Raw genomic sequence first — 19374 nt, 5'->3', positions numbered from 1 at the left:
GTGGCAAGGCGGGTGCCGGATGTCGGGCGTCCGCGGACGGTCCCGTCCGTCTCTGAACGACACCGCCGCTGTCGTACGACAACGGACGTGTCGCTCGCTGCACGCGCGCACTGGCCGCGTCCGCAACGGACGACATCGCCGCTGTCGTACGTCGACGGGCCTGTCGTCCGGCAGCGGCAGCGCCGGACCTCACGGCTCCCGACGCCGGACCCCGAGGAGCCCGGTGGCGCTCGGCGGGTCAGGCCGGGCGCCGGGCCCGCGACAGCACGAGGTTCGCCACCGCCGCGACCACCACCACGGCCGCCGCTACAGCGGGCAGCACCATCGCGCCCGCTGCCCCCGACCGTTCGGCGACCTCACCGGTCACCGCCGAGGCCAGCGACTGCCCGACGATGACCGCCGAGCCGAGGATCGTCATGGTCGTCGCCGAGCGCCCGACCGGGGAACGGTCCGACCCGAGCGAGTACTGCGTCACGAGCGTCGGCCCGATGCCGATCCCCATCACGCCGAGCACGATCGCCACCGCGGCGACGGAGTCCGCCTGCGCGAACGCGACCGCGCCGGCGAGCAGCACCGCCCCGAACACGAGCCAGCGCCACCCGAGGCCGAACCGCCGCGGGAACGCCGCGGACCCGAGCGCGAGCCCGGCCGACCCGATGCCCATCACGCCGTAGAGGAGCCCCGCGCGGGAGGCTCCGCCGTGCGACTCCATGAACGCCGTCAACGAGGTCAGCGTCGCGCCGAAGAACAGACCGATGCCGAGGATGCCGAGCACCACGACGACGAGACGCGGCCGCAGCAGCTCCCGTGCCGGCGCCTGGGCGACCGGACCGGACGCGGCGACGGCGAGCTTCCCGGTCGGGTGGAGCGCGAACGCGGTCACGAACACGAAGGTGAGCACCGAGGCCCCCGCGACGGCGACCCACGGCGCGATCGCGCTCGCGAGCACCCCGACGAGGAACGGGCCGATGATGAACACGGTCTCGTCGGCGGCGGACTCGTACGCCATGGTGCCGCTGAGGACCTTCTCGTGCCGGTCCGCCGCCATCCGCTGCCGGATGATCGCGACGAGTCGCGTGCGGGACATCGGGGCGACCTGCGGCGCGGACGCACCGATCAGGAAGGACATCGCGAGGACGGCGAGGTCCGGCGCCGCGCTCGACACCACGAACGGGAGCGCCCCGAGCAGGACGCCGTTGACGATGCCGACCGGGACGAGGACGCGTCGCTGGCCGAAGCGGTCGGCCGCCGCCCCGACCATCGGGCCGAAGACCGCCGAGCCGATGCCGACGGACGCGGAGTTGATGCCGCCGAGCGCCACCGAGTCGCGGGCGGCGACGACGAGCGTCAGGACGCCGACGACCATCATCGCGAACGGGAGCCGCGCGATGAACGCGATCGGGAAGTACCACCGGCCGGCGTGGCCGATCAGGGAGGTGGGTCGTGCTTGGAGCATGGGGGTGTGCCTTCTCGGCCCGGCCGGACAGGGGGGCGGGCCCATCGGGTGCCGCCGCTGTCCGTCGGGCCCCGTGGGGCGGCCGACGGCCGGTAGATACACACTGCGTGTTCTGCTTGCGCTGTCGAGGGTACCGCCTGTCGGCCGGGAGGCACGGGTCGGCGCCGCGACGGGCCTCCCGGCCGACGGGCGGTAACCCTGCGTCACCGGCGGTCGCGGTGCCCGGCAGGCCACCTATCGTGTCGCGCATGGAACAGCGACGCACCGGACGGACGGGGGCTCCCGTCAGCGCGTTGACGCTCGGCACCCGCGCACTGGCCGGGGTCGCGGCACGCGACCTCGGCGCCGCGGCCGCACTCGTGCACGAGGCGCTCGAGCGCGGGGTCACCGCGGTCGACGTGTCCGACGCCGACGGTGCCGGTCTGGCCGAGGAGGCGGTCGGGGCGGCCCTCGCGGGTCGGCGTGACGACGTCTTCGTGTCCGTACGGTTCGGGGACCCGGTCGATGCGGACCCGGCGCACCGCGGCAACGGACGCCGGTGGATGTTCCGCGCGGTGGAACGCAGCCTCGACCGACTGGGCGTCGACGTCATCGACCTCTACCAGCCCGCACGACCGGACCCGGCGACCTCCCTCGACGAGACGCTCGACGCACTGGCGGACCTCGTGGCGCTCGGACGGATCCGGGCGTTCGGCATCCCGGGGTTCCCCGCGGAGGAGCTCGTCGAGGCGCAATGGCTGCGTTCGGGGGGCAAGAGCGCGACAGCCACCCACGTGCCCTACTCGTTGCTCGCCCGGACCGCCGAACGGACGGTCTTGCCCGTCGCACGGCGGTTCGGGCTCGGGGTGTTCGCGGGCGCACCGCTCGCAGGAGGGTGGCTCGCGGGGGCCTACCGGGAGGGGGGCGGCCAGCCGGTGTCCCCACGAGCGGCGGCTGACCCGGACGCCTACGCTGTCGAGTCGCCGGGGAACCGCCGCAAGCTCGCGGTCGTGGACCGGTTGGGGCGGATCGCGGACGAGGCCGGGCTGACGCTGTTCGAGCTCTCCGTCGGTTTCGTGCTGACCCACCCGGACGTGTCGAGCGTGGTCGTCGGGCCGCGGACGTCCTCTCACCTGGACGCGTTCCTCCAGGCGTCGGAGGTGGCGCTGGACGATGACCTGTTGGACGCGGTCGACCTCGAGGTTCCGCCGGGCACACACGTGCTCGAGCAGGACACCGGGATCGCGCTGCCGGCGCTGTCCCGGGAGCGACTGCGGGGCCGGACGCTCGTGCGGTGACCCGCCGTCAGCGGTGCTGGGTGAGGGTGCAGAGCGCTTCGTGCGCGACCATCACGGGCACCGCGAGGGCGTGGGGCAGAGCAGCGGCGAACAGCTCGAGGCCGGAGAGCACCGCATCCAGAGCCGGGTTGCCGGTCGGTGCGGGCCAGTTCGAGGAGACGGGGCGGGCGATGTCCTGCTGCGAGAGAACAGTCATGGTCGTCTTCAGGTTGCCGCCGACCCTGCGTCGGCGTTCTGATGTCCAACATGTTGCCGGTCTGATGCAATGTCAGGTGCGATGGGAACCGGGTGTGTGCGTACGATCTTCACCATGGTGGAGATCCCGACGCCGAAGCCGACCGACCTGCTCTCGATCGGGGAGGTCGTCCGCCGGACCGGTGTCGCAGCCTCGGCCCTGCACTTCTACGAGCGGAAGGGCCTGATCCACCCCGAGCGCACGACCGGCGGCACACGGCTCTACCCGCGGCACGTCGAACGCCGGATCGCGATCATCCAGGTCGCGAAGCGGCTGGGTATCCCGCTCAGCGAGGTCGCCGAGCAGTTCGAGACGTTGCCGAGCGACCGGATGCCGTCGCTCCGGGACTGGGCGCGGCTGAACGAGCGGTGGCGCGCGCGACTGCGGGCCCGTCAGCTCGAACTCGAGCGACTGCAGGACGAGATGACGCAGTGCATCGGCTGCGGGTGCGTCTCACTGAACGCCTGCCTGGTGATGAACCCGGGCGACGCGATGGGGGCGGACGGCGCGGGCGCCCGGCGCCTGCTCCCGATCGAGGACTGACGCACGCGGGGTTCGGTGCGGGTGCGGGTGCGGGTGCGGGTGCGAGTGCGAGTGCGAGTGCGAGCTCACGAAATGCGCGCGTTCCGACGTCCCGCGCGTCGATCGACGCGTGCAACGTCGAAACGCGCGCGTTTCGTCGCCCGGCCCGGCCCGGCCCGGCCCGGCCCGGGGCCAGACCGTCGCGCTCAGGCCCGACGCGGACCGCGCAGGAACGGGATGCGCGGCATGAGCCAGTCGACCCAGACGACCCGGACGCCCGGGGCCACCGCGAGCGACCACAGGATCGAGGCCGCCGCGTCGGTCGGGTAGTGCACGGCGTCGATCGACACCGCGAAGAACACCACGACGATCGCCACGACACCGGCGACGAGCACGACCCGGTGCCAGCGGTTCTCGCGCAGCAGCCAGATGAGGGCGATCACGAACGCCGTGATGTACACCGTGTGCCCGCTCGGGTAGCCCGGGTCCGGCTGCACCGGGAACGGGTGCGGCAGCACGGCGACGTCGGGCCGCGCGCGGTGCACGATCTCCTTCACGACGGCCGAGGGGATCCAGGTGATCGCGATGGTCCCGCCGAACGCGATCGCCGGCCGGAGGTCGCGCGTCCGCCACCAGACCACGCCGACGACGACGAACGTGATCGCGATCGCCGGGACCGGACTGATGACGTGGTACACGGCGTCGGTGAACGCGCCGATGACCCCGGTGTGCAGTGCGTTGAGCGCCTTCGACAGCCCGAGGTCGAGCGTCCCGAGCGTGAACCCGACCCCTGTGATCACGAGCACCGCGACGACGGCCAGCAGCACCGACGCGAGCGGGTACCGGGCGGGCTCGAGGATGCCGACGACGTCGCGATCGGCGGACGAGCGGCGGAGCTGCGAGTCGTCGGCGGTCATCCGACCATCGTCCCAGGTCGGCGACGACCGCGGCCCCGATTCCCGTGACGATCCATCAGAGACCGTTCAGCGACCGGGACCCCGGCGGCCGGCTCAGTGTTCCGCGCCACCCTCCTCGACCAGGTCGGGCCCGCCGCGGAGCGCCTCGCGGACGACGACCTCGAGTGCACGGACGACGTCGTCGAGCGGCAGGGTCGGCGCTGTTCCGTCACCGAAACCCGGGGTGGCCGGCACGTGCACGAAGCCGGCACGCAGTCCCTCACGGCCGGCGAGGGACATGACCTCGTAGAACGCCTGGTTGCACGTGAAGGTCCCCGCCGTGTTCGACACGGCCGCGGGGATGCCGAAGGCGCGGACCTCGGCGACGATCCGCTTGATCGGGAGGGTCGTGAAGTACGCCGGCTGCCCGTTCGGGTCGATCGGCTCGTCGACGGGCTGCGCTCCGGCGTTGTCGGGGATCCGGGCGTCCTGCACGTTGATCGCGACCCGCTCCGGCGTGACCGCGGTCCGTCCCTCGGCGAGGCCCGTCGCGATGACCACCGTGGGCCGGTGTTCGAGGATCGCCGCCGCGAGGCGCTGCCGCACCTCGGCGAACACCACCGGGAGCTGTTCGGTCACGAGCCGAGCCGGGCCGTCCCAGTGTGCGGCGAGCGCCGACACCGCGTCCCAGGACGGGTTCGTCGCAGCGCCGCCGAACGGCTCGAAGGCGGTGAGCAGGACGGTCGTTCCGGTCGTGTCGGCCACGCCACCAGCCTAGGCACCGAGGTGCGTGCGTGTGCGGGAGACCAGGGTGCCGGGCCGTCGTCATGGTGGCCCCGTGAAGACAGCCCTCCTGGTTGCCGACCGTCTCGCATTCGCCGCCGCGTCGGTCGCCGGGGTCGTGACGCAGGTCGTGCTGAGCATCCGTGCCGACTTCAGCCTGGTCAGCGTCTTCAGCTACTTCACGATCCTCAGCAACCTCTACGCCAGCACGGTCTTCGTGGTCGGTGCGGTCCGCCTGCTGCGCGGTGTGCCGTCGTCCCGCGTGTGGGAGGTCGTGCGCGGAGCGTCGGTCGTGTACCTCGCCTTCGTGGGGCTCGTGTTCAACACGCTGCTGGCCGGCGCGGACCTCGGTGAGCTCGTGCCGTGGGTGAACGTGGTGCACCACATGGTGATCCCCGCAGCGGTGGTGCTCGACTGGTTCGTGGACCGCCCGCGGCACCGCCAGCCCGTCTCGATGATCTGGGCGGCCGCGATCGTCCCTGCTGTGTACACCGCGTACTCGCTCGTACCCGTTCTTCAACCCGGCACGGGTCGGTGGTCACGGCGGGGTCGCGCTCTACTGTGCCGCGCTGCTCGTCGGGTTCCTCGTGCTCGCCGTGCTCGTCCGGGCGTCGGGGAACGCGATGGTGCGCCGTCGCGCGGCACGTGCGGACGCACCTCGAGCGGCCTGACGAGAACGCGCGCCTCCGCACGGCCCGTACGGGCCGACATCGGACGGGAGGCGCGGTGCGGGCCCACCCCGCGCCTCCGTTCCGGCGCTCACCCATCCCGTATCCACAGGACCCGGCAGATCCGGCGCGGTCATGGAACGCTTGTCCGATGCTCATCGCGTACGTCGACGAATCGTACGATCGCGATGCCTACTTCATCGGTGCCGCCATCGCCACGTTCGACGAGTGGGAGACGCTCTCGTCTCGGCTCAGCGCCGTTCGGCACCGCACCGCCCGCGAGCACGGGACCGCCCACGACATCGAGTTCCACGGGCACGAACTCATGGGCGGCACCGGGCCGTGGGCGGCGCTCCGGGGTCGCCACCGAGAAGCTGCCGGAATCTCCTTCGCAGCACTGTCAGCAGCGCGCGAGAGCGGTGTGCGGTACATCTTCCGCGGACTCGACGTCGCCCGCCTGAAGGCGAGGTTCCGCTACCCGGAGCCACCCCATGCGATCGTGTTCGCGCACCTCCTCGAGCAGATCGACCACTACGTCGGGATGCACGACCCTGACGAGCAGGCCATCATCGTCGCGGACGAGATCACGACCCAGGCTGAGCACCAACGAGCCTTCACCGGCTACCAGGCGTTCGGCACCTCGGGCGAGCATCCGTCTCGTCTGACGCACCTCTCGGCGCCGATCAACTTCGCGACGTCGAGGCTCAGCGACGGACTGCAGGTGGTCGACCTCGCGCTGTACGTGCACTACCGGCGCGAGCGCGTGCGCTCTCGCCACGAAGCGGCCCGCCGGACGCTCCGACGGCAGTGGGACCTCGTGGAGCCCGTGGTCGTTCACCGGCAGACGTGGGTCCCCTGACCCCGTCCCTGGAAAGAACGAAGGCCCCACGTACGGGGCCTTCGGCTGGCGACGTCCCGGGAACCGGCCCGTCGTGCTCAACACGATACCGCAACGCGCGAACCAGCAGTTCCCGAGGCACGGATCCGTCTGTGTAGTGTTACCCCTGAACGGTGATGTACGAGCGGGGCGCGCATGGGGACGTTCGAGCGGTCCGACGACGAAGACGTGGCCTGCGGGCACGTCCACGACCGCCGCGAGTGGCACCGCCGCGGCATGCTCCACCCCGCCGACGTCGAGGCCCTCGTGCACCGACGACTCGCGGAGAACCTGCCCCACGACCCCGTCTACGCCGACTTCTTCGGCCCGGTCAGTCGTCCACGGGAGCCGGACCGGGAGCGATGACGGGCGCGAGCCCCACCGTGACGGTCAGTCCGCGACGTCGAACACCACGACGCGCTCGCTGCCCGCTCGGATGTGCGCGGACACGGGCTGGTGTTCGGGGTGTGGCAGGTACCCGTCGAGCGCCGCCCGGTCGCGGAACCGCACGACGAGCATCCAGTCGAAACCACCCTCCTGGCCCTCGGTGCTGACACTCGGGCCCGAGCGCACCGACTCCACGCCGTCGATGCGCGGCAGGTGCTCCTGCGCGAGGGCGTCTGCCTGCGCGGCCAGTCCCTCGGTCCCGTTCCACGCCACCAGTACCACGTGTGTCACGCCTGCCATCGCTGCTCCCGTCGTCACGACCCATGCTGCCCGTGCCCGGCTGGGACACCTCCGCGCCTGTGACCGTGCCCATCCGCGCGACCCACCGTCGGCCGGGCACGACAACGACGACGAGAGGGAACACCATGGCGAGTGGAGTGGCAGCGGTCTGGGTACCGGTCAGCGACATGCAGCGAGCGGTCGCGAGCGAGTCGGACGACTGGAGCGAGATCGACGCGAACGGGCTGCGGCTCGGGTTGAACGCCCGGGAGTCGGCCACCCCGTCGGAGGGTGGCGGCGCGGTCGTCACGTTCCAGCCGGACGGGAGCCTCGAGGACGAGGTCGTCGCCCTCCGGTCGAAGGGGGCCGAGTTCACGGGCGACATCAGTGAGCACCCGTGGGGACGGATCGTCCCGTTCACGGACAGCGAGGGCAACGACCTGCAGCTGTACGCGCCCCCGCAGGGCTGACGGCCGCCGGTCGCGAAGGCGGCCGGGTGACGGACGGGAGGCGCGGTGCCAGCTGGCACCGACCTCCCTCGCAGGCTCGGTCGGCGCGCCCCGCGCAACGCTTCGCGTCGCCGCCGAGCGGGGCGCGCCAGTCTGCTTCCTGGGCAGGTCTAGAAGGCGGGCGTCCCGCCCGCGATCGTGACGGTCGAGCCCGACTGGTAGCTCGACTCCGGGCTGACGAGGTGCACGTAGGCGGCACCGAGCTCGGCGGGCTGCCCGGGACGGCCGAACGGCGACGACTCGCCGAAGTGCGCCACGGTCTCGGCGTCGTCGGACCCCGGCTGCAGCGGCGTCCAGACCGGACCGGGGGCGACGGAGTTCACCCGGATGCCCTTCGGTGCGAGCTGCTGGGCGACGGCCTCGGTGAAGAGCTTCACCGCCCCCTTGGACACCGCGTAGTCGATCTTGTCCGGCGACGGCGTGCTCGCCTGGATCGACCCGGTGGTGACGATCGTCGACCCGGGCTCGAGGTGCGGCACCGCGGCCTTGGTCAGCCAGAACAGCGAGTAGATGTTCGTCTTGAAGGTGGAGTCGAAGTGCTCGGTGCTGAGCGTCAGGATGTCGTCGTTGCTGTCCATCCGACCGGCGACCATGACGAGGGTGTCGAGGCCACCGAACTCGTCGACGGCCTTCTGCACGAGGTCCTGGCAGTACTGCTCGTCGGAGATGTCGCCGGGGAAGAGGACCGCGCGTCGCCCCTCGCCCTCGAGGAGGTTGCGGACCTGTTCGGCGTCCTCCTGCTCGTCGGGGAGGTACGAGAGCACGAGGTCGGCGCCCTCGCGGGAGAGTGCGATCGCGGCGGCGCGGCCGATGCCCGAGTCGGCGCCGGTGACGATGCCGCGGTAGCCGGTCAGCCGCTCCTTGCCGACGTAGCTCTGCTCGCCGTGGTCCGGCTCGGGGTCCATCTTCCACGCGGCACCGGGCAGCGACTGCTCCTGCTCCGGGTACGGCGGTGCGGGGTAGAGGGTGTTCGGGTCGCGCTTGTCGTACTGGCTCATGCGCCCACGATGCCCGCGCTTCGCTCGGTACCGGTCCAGCGTGCGGGCGGCTGCGCGCATCGGACGCCGGCGCGCGCCGGCGGCCGACGGGCGCGCGCCCGGCTGCGCGCCGACGCGGATGGCCGCCGCACAACCGAAGTCCGTCGGAACCGTGGAGATCCACGGTTCGCACTGTCTTCGGTTGTGCGGCGGCGGCGCACGACGGTGCGGTCGCCGGGCGCGCCCGGCGGTCGTGCAGTCGGCGGCGGCGCCTCCGCGTCAGACGACGGGCGCGCCCCCGAGCACGAGGTCCCGCGCCTGCGCCGCCGCGCCGAGCGCCACGGCGTCGGACCCCAGCGTCGACTGCGCGAGCCGGATCGGGGCGCCGCTGACGGGCGGTTCGGCGGCGATGGCGGCGGTCACGGCCGGTTCGAGGAGGTCCCACGAGCGGGCGATCCCACCGCCGATCACGACGGTCGTCACGTCGAGGATCCCCGCCGTGAGCAGGGCAGCACGCGCGAGACCCCACCCGGCCCGCTCGAACACGGCGGCGGCGTCGAGGTCTCCCGCACGGGCGGCCTCGGCGACCTCGCGGGCGGAGACCCGGCGTCCGGAGCGTTCGGCGTAGCGGTCGGCGATGCCGCGGGCTCCGGCGAGCGTCTCGAGGTGCCCGACCTGTCCGCACGTGCACAGCGCGTCCCCGAAGCCGGGCACGTGTCCGATCTCGCCCGCGGCACCGCGCGGCCCGGCGAAGAGCGTCCCGCCGAGCACGAGCGCCCCGCCGACCCCGGTGCCGAGCGTCATGCCGAGCACGTCGGGCTCCCCCGCGACGGCGCCGGTCGCGACCTCGCCGAGGAGGAACGCGTTCACGTCGTTGTCGAGGGTCGCGGGGACGCCGAGGGCCTCGGACACGGCCGTGGTCACGCCGTACCCGGCCCAACCGGTGAACGAGTTGCCGGTCACGAGGACCGTGCCGGTCCCCGCGTCGACGACACCGGCTGCGCCGATCCCGACACCCGCCAGGGAGGCCCGGTGCCGGTCGAGCAGGTCCGTCACCGCGCGCACGCCGGTCGCGACGATGGCCGCCCCGCCGGCGTGCGCCGGTGTCGGCAGGTCGACGCGGTCGAGCACCTCGAGGTCCGGCGTGGTGAGCAGCACCTTCGTGTTCGTCCCGCCGACGTCGATGCCGGCGATGACCTCGGCGCTCATGCGGTCACCGTACCGAGTCCGGCGAGCCGTTCGGCGCGGCGGCGACGTTGGACGACGGGGTCGGGCACCGGGACGGCCGCGAGGAGCCGCCGGGTGTAGTCGGTCTCCGGGTGGACGAGGGTGGCACCGGTCGCGCCCTGCTCCTCGACGACGCCCTGACGCATCACGACGACGCGCTCGGCGAACTGCTGCACGACGGCGAGGTCGTGCGAGACGAACAGGCAGGCGAACCCGAGCTCGCCCTGGAGTTCCCGGAGCACGTCGAGCACGGTCTCCTGCACGCTCACGTCGAGCGCGCTGGTCGGTTCGTCGGCGACGAGGAGCCGTGGCGACAGCACGAGCGCCCGCGCGAGGGACACCCGCTGGCGCTGCCCGCCGGAGAGCTCCCGCGGCGCCCGGGACGCGAGGGTCCGGGGCAGTCGGACGGCGTCGAGGACCTCGTCGATGCGGCGCCGCTTGTCGGCCGAGGACGTGCCACGACGGTGCACGGCGAGCGGCTCCGCGATGCACTCGGCGACGGACATGCGGGCGTCGAGCGAGGCGACGGGGTCCTGCAGCACGACGCCGATGCCGGAGCGGAGCGTGCGGCGATCGCGTCCGCGAGCCCGGGCGAGGTCGGTCCCGAAGAGGTGCACGCTGCCCGAGGTCGGCTTCTGCAGGCCGAGCGCGACGCGTGCGGCCGTGGACTTGCCCGAGCCGGACTCGCCGACGAGTCCGACGGTCTCCCCGGCGTGGACGGCGATGTCGATCCCACGGAGGGCGTGCACCGCACGCGCCCCGCGCCCGAACGTCACCGAGACGTCCCGGAGGTCGACCACCGGGGGTGTGTCGTGCCTCCCGGCCGTCACGGCCGCGTCGGACGCCGACGGCCGATCGCCCGTCGCGACCGTGAGCCGCGGCACCGCGGCGAGCAGCCGCTTCGTGTAGTCGTGCTGCGGACGGAGCAGGACCTCCTCGACGCCGCCGGTCTCGACGACCTCGCCCTGCAGCATGACCGCGACCCGGTCCGCGAAGTCCGCGACGACGCCCATGTTGTGCGTCACGAGGAGCACGCCCGTGCCGGTGTCGGCGGCGAGTCCGCGGAGCAGCTCGAGGATCTCCGCCTGCACCGTCACGTCGAGCGCGGTCGTCGGCTCGTCGGCGATGAGGAGCTTCGGCGCGTTCGCGATCGCCATCGCGATGACGACGCGCTGCCGCTGTCCGCCGGACAGCTCGAACGGGTACGCCCTCGCGCGGGAGGCCGGCGACGGGATGCCGACCCGGTCGAGGAGCTCCACCGCACGGGCCGACGCGGCCGCGGCGGACACGTCCTCGTGGTTCCGGATCACCTCGGCGATCTGCGCGCCGACCCGGGTGAGCGGGTCGAGCGCGGTCGCGGGCTCCTGGAAGACCATCGAGACGGTCGACCCGCGGAGCGGACGGAGTGCGGACTCCGGGGCGCCGACGACCTCGTGCCCGTCGACGACGGCGCTGCCGGTCGCGGTGGCGTTGCCGGAGAGGAGTCCCATCGCGGCGAGCGCCACGGTGGACTTGCCGGAGCCGGACTCCCCGACGAGCGCGAGCGTCTCCCCCGGTTCCACGTGCAGGGTGACACCGCGGACGGCGTCGACGGTCCCGGACTCGGTCGAGAAGGTGACCCCGAGGTCGGTGGTGGTCAGGACGGACATCAGCGGCCCCTCACGTCGAAGGCGTCCCGGAGCCCGTCGCCCACGGCGTTGAACGCGCAGACGACGAGGATCACGGCGAGTCCCGGTGGCACGATGAGCCACCAGCGTCCGGAGTAGGCGGAGGTCAGGCCGGCGGAGAGCATGCCGCCCCAGTCGGTGGCGGGGGCCTGGACGCCGAGTCCGAGGTAGGAGACGTACGCCACGAGGAGGATCGCGTCGGCGACCTGGAACGTGGCCGCGACCACGATCGTGGACACCGAGTTCGGCAGCAGGTGGCGACCGATCGCCCGGGCGTGGGAGCCACCGATGGCGCGCAGGGTGAGGACGTAGTCGCGGTTCTTGAGCGTGAGGGTCTCGGCGCGGATGAGTCGGGAGGGCACGAGCCACGACACGAGCCCGAGGATCACGACGAGCCCCCAGACCCCGGGGGTCGTGATGGCCGAGATGACGAGCAGGATGAACAGCGCAGGGATCGCGATGCCGGCGTCGACGACGCGCATCATCACGGCGTCGACCCACCCCCCGACGTACCCGGCGACCGAGCCCCACAGCGTGCCGACCACGGTGGCGAGGATGCCCGCCGCGATGCCGACCAAGAGCGACACCTTGCCGCCGAACATCAGGCGGCCGAGGACGTCGTGGCCGACGGCGTCGGTGCCGAGCAGGTGCGCGGCGCTCGGGGCGAGGTTCACCTGGTCGAGCTGCGTGTGGGTCTGGTCGGTCGGGTACAGGAACGGGCCGACGAAGCAGAACAGGACGACCACCACGATGACGACGAGGCCGATCACCGCGAGGGTGTTGTGGCGGAAGCGTCGGACCGCGAGCTTCCAGCCGGTCGCGGCGACGGTGACCGGTGCGCCGGGGGCCTCCGGTGCCAGTTGGACGGCGCTCATGCGCGGACTCCCATCACGTCGTCGGTGGGCGCAGTGTCGATGAGGGACGCGACGGCGCTCATGCGCGGACTCCCATCACGTCGTCGGTGGGCGCAGTGTCGATGAGGGACGTGACGACGCTCATGCGCGGACTCCCATCACGTCGTCGGTGGGCGCAGTGTCGATGAGGGACGTGACGACGCTCATGCGCGGCTCGCCTTCGTTCGCGGGTCGATGAGGGACTGCGCGACGTCGGCGAGCAGCGTGCCCACGACGGTCGCGATCGAGATGACGAGGACGCAGCCGAGCAGCGTCGGGTAGTCCGACGTCTGCGCCGCGTTCCAGAACAGCAGCCCCATGCCGGGGTAGTTGAACAGCTGCTCGGTCACGAGGGCCCCGCCGAACAGCACGGGCAGGTAGTAGCCGAGCATCGCGACCACCGGGGTGAGCGAGTTCCGGAACACGTGCCGCCGGAGGATCGTCGCCGTCGAGGCTCCCCCGGCCCGAGCCGTGCGGACGTAGTCCTCCTGGAGGTTCTCGAGCGTCGAGGCCCGCATGTACCGGCTGAACACGGCGATCATCGCGAGGGCGCCGGTGACGACGGGGAGCACGAGGCCGGCCGGGTCCTGGAACACCTCGGCGAGGGTGTTCCCGCTCGGCGCCTGGGACGGCAGCCACGGCAGCTGCTGGCTGAAGACGATGATGAGCACGAGTCCGAGGAAGAACGCGGGCGTCGAGTAGAACACGAACGCCAGCGCGGTGGCCGCGTAGTCGACCGCACCGTTGCGGCGGACGGCCTGCCACATCCCGACCGGGATCGCGATGACGAGCCCGAGGACGGCGGACATGCCGGTGAGCACGAGGGTCTTCGGCAGGCGCTCGGCGATGAGCTGCGAGACCGGCTCGTTGAGCGTGTACGACATGCCGATGTCGCCGGTGAGCAGGCGTCCGAGGAACCGGAGGTACTGCACGGGCAGCGGCTGGTCGAGTCCCTGCGACTGGTTGAACGCGGCGATCTGCGCCGGCGTCGCGGAGACGCCGAGGACGCCGCGGGCGGGTCCGCCCGGCAGGGCGTGCAGCAGGCAGAACACGACGATCGTGACGATGAGGACCACGGCGAGTGCTTGCAGCACGCGCCGGAGCAGGTAGAGAGCGGTGGTCATGCGGCTTCCGATGGTCGGATTGGAGACGTGAGCCGGGAGGGAGGCGCGGTGCGCGTCGGACGCGCACCGCGCCTCCCGGCTGTCCTGGGTGTTACTTGCTCCACTTCCACTGGGCGGGGTGGAAGTTCGCGAGGGAGTCCTGGTCGAACCCGGTCAGACCCTTCTTGACGACCGAGATCTGGTAGTCGGGCTCGGGGAGCCAGATGACCGGGAGGTCCTTCGCGACGGCCGCGCTGTAGTCCTGCACGGCGGTCGAGTCGGTCGACGTGGTGGTCGCGTCGATGAGCTGGTCGACCTCCTTGTTCGAGTACGACCCGAAGTTGGCCGAACCATCGGTCTGGAAGAGCGACTCACCGGTCGGGTAGGCCGGGAAGTACCAGCTGCCCGCGGTGCCGAAGAAGGAGAGGTCCCAGTCACAGCTGGCCTCGTCGCTGGTGCAGGTCGGCGTCTGCGACAGGACGCTCGACACCGGCGCGGTCTTGATCGTGAAGCCGATGCCGGTCTTCGCGAGCGAGGACTGGATCGCGCTCATCATGTTGTCGGTGACGGTGGAACCGGACTGCGAGAGCACGTTCATGGTGAACTTCGTGCCCTTGTCGACGCCCTCGCCGCACTGGCTGTCGGACGTACCCGGGTCGGTGCAGACCATGGTGCCGCCCTGCTCCTCCCAGCCGTGGCTGGTCAGGAGCGCCTTGGCCTTCGAGGTGCTGAACGGGTACGGGTTGTCCTTCTGCACGGACGAGACGTAGTCGGACTCCTGCGCCTGCGGGATCGGGCCGTAGGTCGAGGTGGCGGTGCCGTTGAACACGACCTTCGACAGCGAGGTCTGGTCGATCGACATCTGCACGGCCTGGCGGGCGTAGAGCTGCTTGAAGACCGCACCCATGGTCGGGTTGTTGAAGTTGTACGGCATGTACGTGATGGCCCAGCCGGTCCAGGGCTTGACCTCGTAGCCCTTGGCCTCGAAGGATGCCTTCTGGTCCATGTCGGTGGCGTTGATGTAGCCGTAGTCGACCCCGCCCGAGCGGACGGCGTTGACCTCGGCGTCGGCGGACGTGAACGGCAGCAGGTTGACGGTCTTGATGGCGGGCTCCTCGCCGCCGTCGTACTCCTTGTTGGCCGTCAGCGTGACCTTGCCGGCGGTGGTGAACGCGCTCACGCCGTACGGGCCGGAGATGGTCTTCCAGAGGTCGTCGCTGGCGTAGTCCGAGATCTTGCCGGCGGCGGTGTTGAGGTACTTCCAGACCTGCTTCGCGCCCGCGGTGGTCTCGTCCGCGTTGCCGACCGAACCGCTCGCGCTCGTCTTGTCCCAGGCGTGCTGCGGCAGCGGGATGATGTGGCTCAGCTGGTTCGCGAGCATCCAGTCGGCGTTGTACGCCTTGTCGAACGTGATCGTGAAGTGGGTGTCGTCGACGGCCTTGAACGAGGTCCAGTTGTCGGGCGCCTTGCCCTTCGAGTACGAGCCCCACTGGTCCTTGTTCGCCTTGATGAGGTTGAACCAGAACTCGACGTCGCGGCTCGTGATCGGCTTGCCGTCGGACCAGTGGCGGTCGCCGAGGGTCATCGTGACGCTCGTGCCGTCCTTCGCGAACGCTGCGTCGGTGGCCACGGAGCCGGCCTTGTTCCACGCGATCTTGCCCGTCGAGCCGTCGTACGCAACGAGGGGCTCGTACAGCGACTGCGCGATCGAGCCGTTGTTCGTGTTGAGGTGCGCTGCCGTGCCGATCGGCAGGATCCAGTTCGGCGTGAAGTTCGCCGGCAGCGCGTAGTTGATCTCGTCGGTGTTGCTGCTGCCGGACGAGGCGTTGCCGCCTCCGGAGCAGCCGGCGAGCAGCGCGCTCACGGCGATCGCGGCTCCGGTGAGGAGCGCCCAGCGACGGGGCTTGGTCATGTGTGTCTCCTGGTGCGTGGGAGGTGTCGGGGTGTGGAGCACGCGTGCCGGTCGGCACGGGGACAGTCAATGACCAAAGGCGTTGGAAAAACAAACAATCCGATGTAAATAGTTCGTTTCTGCGGTTCGGGCGAAAGGGTGGACGGGTCGATCTGCCGCTTAGGCTCGGACTCACGGGCGGTCGCCGATCGCTTTCCACCGGATTGGAGAAAGTCGTGGCCGACCTCAGCGCCCGCGTCCTGGAGCTCGTCGCTTCGGGACAGGCCTCGAGCCGCACCGAGATCGCCACGCTGCTGGGTGCCGCGCCGTCGACCGTCTCGCACGTGGTCGCGCAGCTGCTCGCGCACGGGCTCCTCGCCGAGGAGGGCACCGACGTCTCGACGGGCGGGCGCCCCCGCAAGGTGCTCCGGATCGGCGGGGCCGACGAGTACGCGGTCGCCGCGGACGTCGGTGGCGGTCACGCCCGCATCGGCGTGGTCCGACCGGGAGGCGCGCTCGAGTCCGTCGCGAACGTCCCGTTCGCGCTCGCCGACGGTCCGACCGCCGGGCTCCAGCGACTCGCCGGGATGCTCGAGCGTCTCGCCGACGAGCAGGGGCGCGCGGGGCTCCGGGGGGTCGGCCTCAGCCTGCCCGGCCCGGTCGACGTCGAGGCCGGCGTGGTCGACCTGCCGAGCCGCATGCCCGGGTGGAACGGCTTCCCGGTGGCGTCCTGGCTCACCGAGCGGTTCGGGCTGCCGGCGGTCGTCGACAACGACGCGAACTGCATGGCCGCCGGTGAGCGGAGCGTGCAGGACCCGTCGCGTCGGCAGACCATCACGATCAAGGCCGGCTCGGCCATCGGTGCCGGGATCGTCATCGACGGCCGGCTCTACCGCGGGTCGACCGGGTCCGCCGGCGACATCACGCACGTGCGCATCGACGCGGCCGGGGACACCCCGTGCTCGTGCGGCAACACCGGCTGCCTCGAGACGGTGGCCTCCGGTGCCGCGCTCGTCCGCATCCTGTCGAACGCCGGGGTCGCGGTCGAGTCCACGGCCGACGTGGTCCGGCTCGCCTCGGACGCGCACCCCGAGGCCACCCGTGCCGTGCGGCTCGCCGGCCGGTACCTCGGTGAGGTCCTCGCGGCCAACGTCAACTTCTTCAACCCGGACGCGGTCTACCTCGGCGGCATCCTGTCGACGCTCGACCCGTTCATCGCCGCCGTCCGGAGCCAGCTGTACGAGAGCTGCCACCCGCTCATGACGCAGCACCTCGCGATCGAACCGGTGTCGCTCGGCGCCGACGCCGGGCTCGTCGGCGCCGGCCAGTTCGCGCTGCAGCGGGGCCTGACCGCCTCGCTCGAGGAGCTCTCGGCGCCCATCCCCCAGTCCACCGTCAGGAAGAGGAACGTCCGTGTCTGAGTCCGTGTCTGAGTCCGTGCCTGCCGCGCCCGCTGCGTCCGGCGTCCGTCGCCCGGTGATCGCGATCGCGGGGCTCGCCATCGAGACCTCGACGTTCACCCCCACCCGGACGCACGCACCGGCGTTCCACCCGGACCGCGGCGACGAGGTCGTGGCGCGGTACCCGTTCCTCGCGTCGTACGCCGACCGGGCCGACTTCCGCGGCGCGCTCATCGGGCACGCCCTTCCCGGCGGCATGGTCGACCGCGACTCGTACGAGTCGCTCGCGACCGAGATCTGTGACCGGCTGGCGGCGATCGTCGCGGACGGGGCCGTCGACGGCCTCTGGTACGACATCCACGGCGCGATGGTGGTCGAGGGCCTCGACGACGCCGAGACGGACCTGCTCGGACGCATCCGCGCGGTCGTCGGACCGGGCGTCGTCGTGTCGGCCTCGATGGACCTGCACGGCAACGTCACCGCGGAGCTCGCACACCAGGTCGACCTCGTCACCTGCTACCGGATGGCCCCGCACGAGGACGCCCTCGAGACGAAGGAGCGCGCCGTCCGCAACCTCGTCGACGTGCTCACGACCAAGCCGGTCGGCGAGCAACGTCCCGTGAAGGCCTGGGTGCCGATCCCCGTGCTGCTGCCCGGCGAGCAGACCTCGACGCGCATCGAACCCGCGGCCTCGCTGTACGCGCAGGTGCCGGAGGTCGAGGCCACCCCGGGTGTCCTCGACGCCGCGATCTGGGTCGGCTACGCCTGGGCGGACCAGCCCCGCGACCGCGCCGTCACGGTCGTCACCGGGTGGGACCGCGAGGCCGTCGCCGCCGGCGCCGAACGGCTCGCCCGCGCGTTCTGGGACGTCCGCGAGGACTTCGTGTTCGTCGCACCGACCGGCTCGTTCGACGAGTGCCTCGCCGCTGCGCTCGCGCCGGGGGCCGCGCGACCGTACTTCGTCTCGGACTCGGGCGACAACCCCACCGCAGGCGGCTCCGGCGACATGACGTGGGGGCTGACGCAGGTGCTCGCGAACCCGGCGTTCTCGTCGCCCGACGGCCCGACCGTCATCTACGCGAGCGTCCCCGGGCCCGAGGCCGTCGCCACCGCCGTCGAGGCCGGGGTCGGTGCGACCGTGACCGTCACCGCCGGGGCTGCGGTCGACGCCGTGCACGCGGGGCCGCTCACCATGACCGGCCGGGTGCACGCCGTCAAGCACGGGGACCGCGACGCCGAGACCGAGGTCGTGCTCCAGGTCGGGTCGGTGTTCGCGATCCTCACGACGCTCCGGAAGCCGTACCACCACGAGCACGACTTCACCGACCTCGACCTCGCCCCACGGGACGCCGACGTCGTCATCGTGAAGATCGGGTACCTCGAACCCGAACTCTTCGACATGGCTGCGGACTGGATGCTCGCGCTCACCCCGGGTGGCGTGGACCAGGACCTCGAGCGGCTCGGGCACCACAGGATCCAGCGGCCGATGTTCCCCTACGATCGGGAGTTCCCGTCGGCGCCCGACCTCGGCGCCCGGATCATCCCGCCGTCGAACGAACCGCTCGGAGCCATCGCGTGACCACTGTCCCCGTCGCCCTCGAGATCGCGGTGACGTCACCCGCCGGGGCCGTCGTCGCCCGCGACCACGGCGCCGACCGCGTCGAGCTCTGCGTCGGCCTCGAACTCGGTGGCCTCACCCCGTCCCAGGCACTCGTCGAGACCGTGCACGAGACCGGCATCCCGGCGCACGCCCTCGTCCGGTGCCGGCCCGGCGGCTTCGTGCACGACCCTGACGAGGTCGACCTCATGGAGCGCGAGGTGCGCACCGTCATCCGGTCGGGAGCGGCCGGTGTCGTGGTCGGCGCGCTCCGCCCGGACCGGACCCTCGACCTCGACGCCCTCCGCCGGTTCGTCGCCGCGGCCCGCTCGGTGAGCGCCACCGCCGAGGTCACCCTGCACCGCGCGATCGACCACGCGGCGGACCCCGTCGCCGCCGCCGCGGCGGTCGCGGACCTCGGCTTCACCCGCGTCCTGACCTCCGGCGGTGCCCTGACGGCTGCCGCGGGGGCCTCGACGATCTCGCGGATGGTCGAGTCCTCGGGGCCCGTGCAGGTCATGGCCGGCGCCGGCGTGACCCCGGCGGACGTGCCGGCGCTCGTCGCGGCGGGGGTCGCCGCCGTGCACCTCTCCGCGAAGCGCCCCGCCGCCGGCAGCGCCCACACCGGCGTGCCGATGGGCGGCTCCGACGACGGCTCGGCGCACTTCGTCACCGACGCCGACGTCGTGCGGGCGGCACGACGCGCGCTGGACACGGCGGCCGCGTGACC

The 19374-nt window shown here is 72.0% G+C and carries 19 protein-coding genes and 1 pseudogene; 9 read left to right on the top strand and 11 right to left on the bottom strand.

What is annotated here, in order from left to right:
- Positions 1–238: 238 nt before the first annotated feature.
- Positions 239–1456: an MFS transporter gene (locus ACRQ4C_RS01860; RefSeq protein WP_439689864.1), complete on the bottom strand. Its 1218-nt coding sequence runs from the start codon at positions 1454–1456 to the stop codon at positions 239–241.
- A 248-nt stretch (positions 1457–1704) separates the two neighbouring features.
- Here ACRQ4C_RS01860 and ACRQ4C_RS01855 point away from each other — a divergent pair, with 248 nt between their 5' ends.
- On the top strand, positions 1705–2733 hold the full coding sequence (locus ACRQ4C_RS01855) for an aldo/keto reductase (protein ID WP_290133109.1): 1029 nt from the start codon (positions 1705–1707) through the stop codon (positions 2731–2733).
- Between the two features lie 7 nt (positions 2734–2740).
- On the opposite strand, the gene ACRQ4C_RS01850 is transcribed toward ACRQ4C_RS01855, so the two are convergent.
- Positions 2741–2929 carry a hypothetical protein gene (locus ACRQ4C_RS01850; RefSeq protein WP_439689863.1) on the bottom strand — a complete coding sequence of 63 codons (189 nt, stop codon included), beginning with the start codon at positions 2927–2929 and terminating at the stop codon, positions 2741–2743.
- 114 nt (positions 2930–3043) lie between these two features.
- Here ACRQ4C_RS01850 and soxR point away from each other — a divergent pair, with 114 nt between their 5' ends.
- Positions 3044–3511 (top strand): redox-sensitive transcriptional activator SoxR, encoded by a 468-nt coding sequence (gene soxR / locus ACRQ4C_RS01845; protein WP_439689862.1) that lies wholly within the window; start codon positions 3044–3046, stop codon positions 3509–3511.
- Positions 3512–3696: 185 nt separating this feature from the next.
- On the opposite strand, the gene ACRQ4C_RS01840 is transcribed toward soxR, so the two are convergent.
- Together ACRQ4C_RS01840 and pcp are read right to left on the bottom strand one after the other, a co-directional pair.
- On the bottom strand, positions 3697–4407 hold the full coding sequence (locus ACRQ4C_RS01840; protein WP_439689861.1) for a phosphatase PAP2 family protein: 711 nt from the start codon (positions 4405–4407) through the stop codon (positions 3697–3699).
- A 93-nt stretch (positions 4408–4500) separates the two neighbouring features.
- Positions 4501–5151, bottom strand: a complete 651-nt coding sequence (gene pcp, locus ACRQ4C_RS01835) for a pyroglutamyl-peptidase I (protein WP_439689860.1) — start codon at positions 5149–5151, stop codon at positions 4501–4503.
- Between the two features lie 25 nt (positions 5152–5176).
- On the opposite strand from pcp, the pseudogene ACRQ4C_RS01830 reads away from it, so the two are divergent.
- The 3 genes and pseudogenes from ACRQ4C_RS01830 to ACRQ4C_RS01820 all read left to right on the top strand — a co-directional run.
- A pseudogene (locus ACRQ4C_RS01830) lies at positions 5177–5665 on the top strand (Pr6Pr family membrane protein); the annotation flags it as partial.
- Between the two features lie 323 nt (positions 5666–5988).
- Positions 5989–6696 (top strand): DUF3800 domain-containing protein, encoded by a 708-nt coding sequence (locus ACRQ4C_RS01825; RefSeq protein ID WP_439689859.1) that lies wholly within the window; start codon positions 5989–5991, stop codon positions 6694–6696.
- A 174-nt stretch (positions 6697–6870) separates the two neighbouring features.
- On the top strand, positions 6871–7080 hold the full coding sequence (locus ACRQ4C_RS01820) for a hypothetical protein (RefSeq protein ID WP_439689858.1): 210 nt from the start codon (positions 6871–6873) through the stop codon (positions 7078–7080).
- A 24-nt stretch (positions 7081–7104) separates the two neighbouring features.
- Here ACRQ4C_RS01820 and ACRQ4C_RS01815 read toward each other — a convergent pair whose 3' ends face one another.
- Positions 7105–7401 (bottom strand): Dabb family protein, encoded by a 297-nt coding sequence (locus ACRQ4C_RS01815; RefSeq protein WP_439689857.1) that lies wholly within the window; start codon positions 7399–7401, stop codon positions 7105–7107.
- Positions 7402–7526: 125 nt separating this feature from the next.
- Here ACRQ4C_RS01815 and ACRQ4C_RS01810 point away from each other — a divergent pair, with 125 nt between their 5' ends.
- Positions 7527–7850 (top strand): VOC family protein, encoded by a 324-nt coding sequence (locus tag ACRQ4C_RS01810; protein WP_439689856.1) that lies wholly within the window; start codon positions 7527–7529, stop codon positions 7848–7850.
- Positions 7851–7999: 149 nt separating this feature from the next.
- On the opposite strand, the gene ACRQ4C_RS01805 is transcribed toward ACRQ4C_RS01810, so the two are convergent.
- The 6 genes from ACRQ4C_RS01805 to ACRQ4C_RS01780 form a co-directional block, all read right to left on the bottom strand.
- Positions 8000–8887 (bottom strand): SDR family oxidoreductase, encoded by an 888-nt coding sequence (locus ACRQ4C_RS01805; RefSeq protein WP_439689855.1) that lies wholly within the window; start codon positions 8885–8887, stop codon positions 8000–8002.
- A 258-nt stretch (positions 8888–9145) separates the two neighbouring features.
- Positions 9146–10075 carry an ROK family protein gene (locus tag ACRQ4C_RS01800; protein ID WP_439689854.1) on the bottom strand — a complete coding sequence of 310 codons (930 nt, stop codon included), beginning with the start codon at positions 10073–10075 and terminating at the stop codon, positions 9146–9148.
- Positions 10072–11742 (bottom strand): dipeptide ABC transporter ATP-binding protein, encoded by a 1671-nt coding sequence (locus tag ACRQ4C_RS01795; RefSeq protein WP_439689853.1) that lies wholly within the window; start codon positions 11740–11742, stop codon positions 10072–10074. The genes ACRQ4C_RS01800 and ACRQ4C_RS01795 overlap by 4 nt, the downstream gene beginning before the upstream one ends.
- The gene (locus ACRQ4C_RS01790; protein ID WP_439689852.1) at positions 11742–12635 is read right to left on the bottom strand and encodes an ABC transporter permease; all 894 of its coding nucleotides are present in this window, start codon (positions 12633–12635) and stop codon (positions 11742–11744) included. Before ACRQ4C_RS01790 ends, ACRQ4C_RS01795 begins: the two co-directional genes overlap by 1 nt.
- Before the next feature lie 182 nt (positions 12636–12817).
- Entirely contained in the window at positions 12818–13777 is a 960-nt protein-coding gene (locus ACRQ4C_RS01785) for an ABC transporter permease (RefSeq protein ID WP_290133123.1), read from the bottom strand.
- A gap of 91 nt (positions 13778–13868) precedes the next feature.
- Positions 13869–15668, bottom strand: a complete 1800-nt coding sequence (locus tag ACRQ4C_RS01780; RefSeq protein ID WP_439689851.1) for a peptide ABC transporter substrate-binding protein — start codon at positions 15666–15668, stop codon at positions 13869–13871.
- A gap of 215 nt (positions 15669–15883) precedes the next feature.
- Here ACRQ4C_RS01780 and ACRQ4C_RS01775 point away from each other — a divergent pair, with 215 nt between their 5' ends.
- Genes ACRQ4C_RS01775 through ACRQ4C_RS01765 form a run of 3 tightly spaced genes read left to right on the top strand, consistent with a single transcriptional unit; the run spans position 15884 to position 19372 of the window.
- Positions 15884–17068, top strand: coding sequence for an ROK family protein (locus tag ACRQ4C_RS01775; RefSeq protein WP_439689850.1), 1185 nt, complete (start codon positions 15884–15886; stop codon positions 17066–17068).
- Positions 17061–18626, top strand: coding sequence for a M81 family metallopeptidase (locus ACRQ4C_RS01770; RefSeq protein WP_290133126.1), 1566 nt, complete (start codon positions 17061–17063; stop codon positions 18624–18626). Before ACRQ4C_RS01775 ends, ACRQ4C_RS01770 begins: the two co-directional genes overlap by 8 nt.
- The gene (locus ACRQ4C_RS01765; protein ID WP_439689849.1) at positions 18623–19372 is read left to right on the top strand and encodes a copper homeostasis protein CutC; all 750 of its coding nucleotides are present in this window, start codon (positions 18623–18625) and stop codon (positions 19370–19372) included. The genes ACRQ4C_RS01770 and ACRQ4C_RS01765 overlap by 4 nt, the downstream gene beginning before the upstream one ends.
- Positions 19373–19374 lie beyond the last annotated feature (2 nt).

It is taken from the genome of Curtobacterium sp. SP.BCp (assembly GCF_051903255.1).
Classification (GTDB): domain Bacteria; phylum Actinomycetota; class Actinomycetes; order Actinomycetales; family Microbacteriaceae; genus Curtobacterium.
Note: the sequence above shows the minus strand (reverse complement) of the source record. Positions and strands in the feature narration are given on the sequence as shown.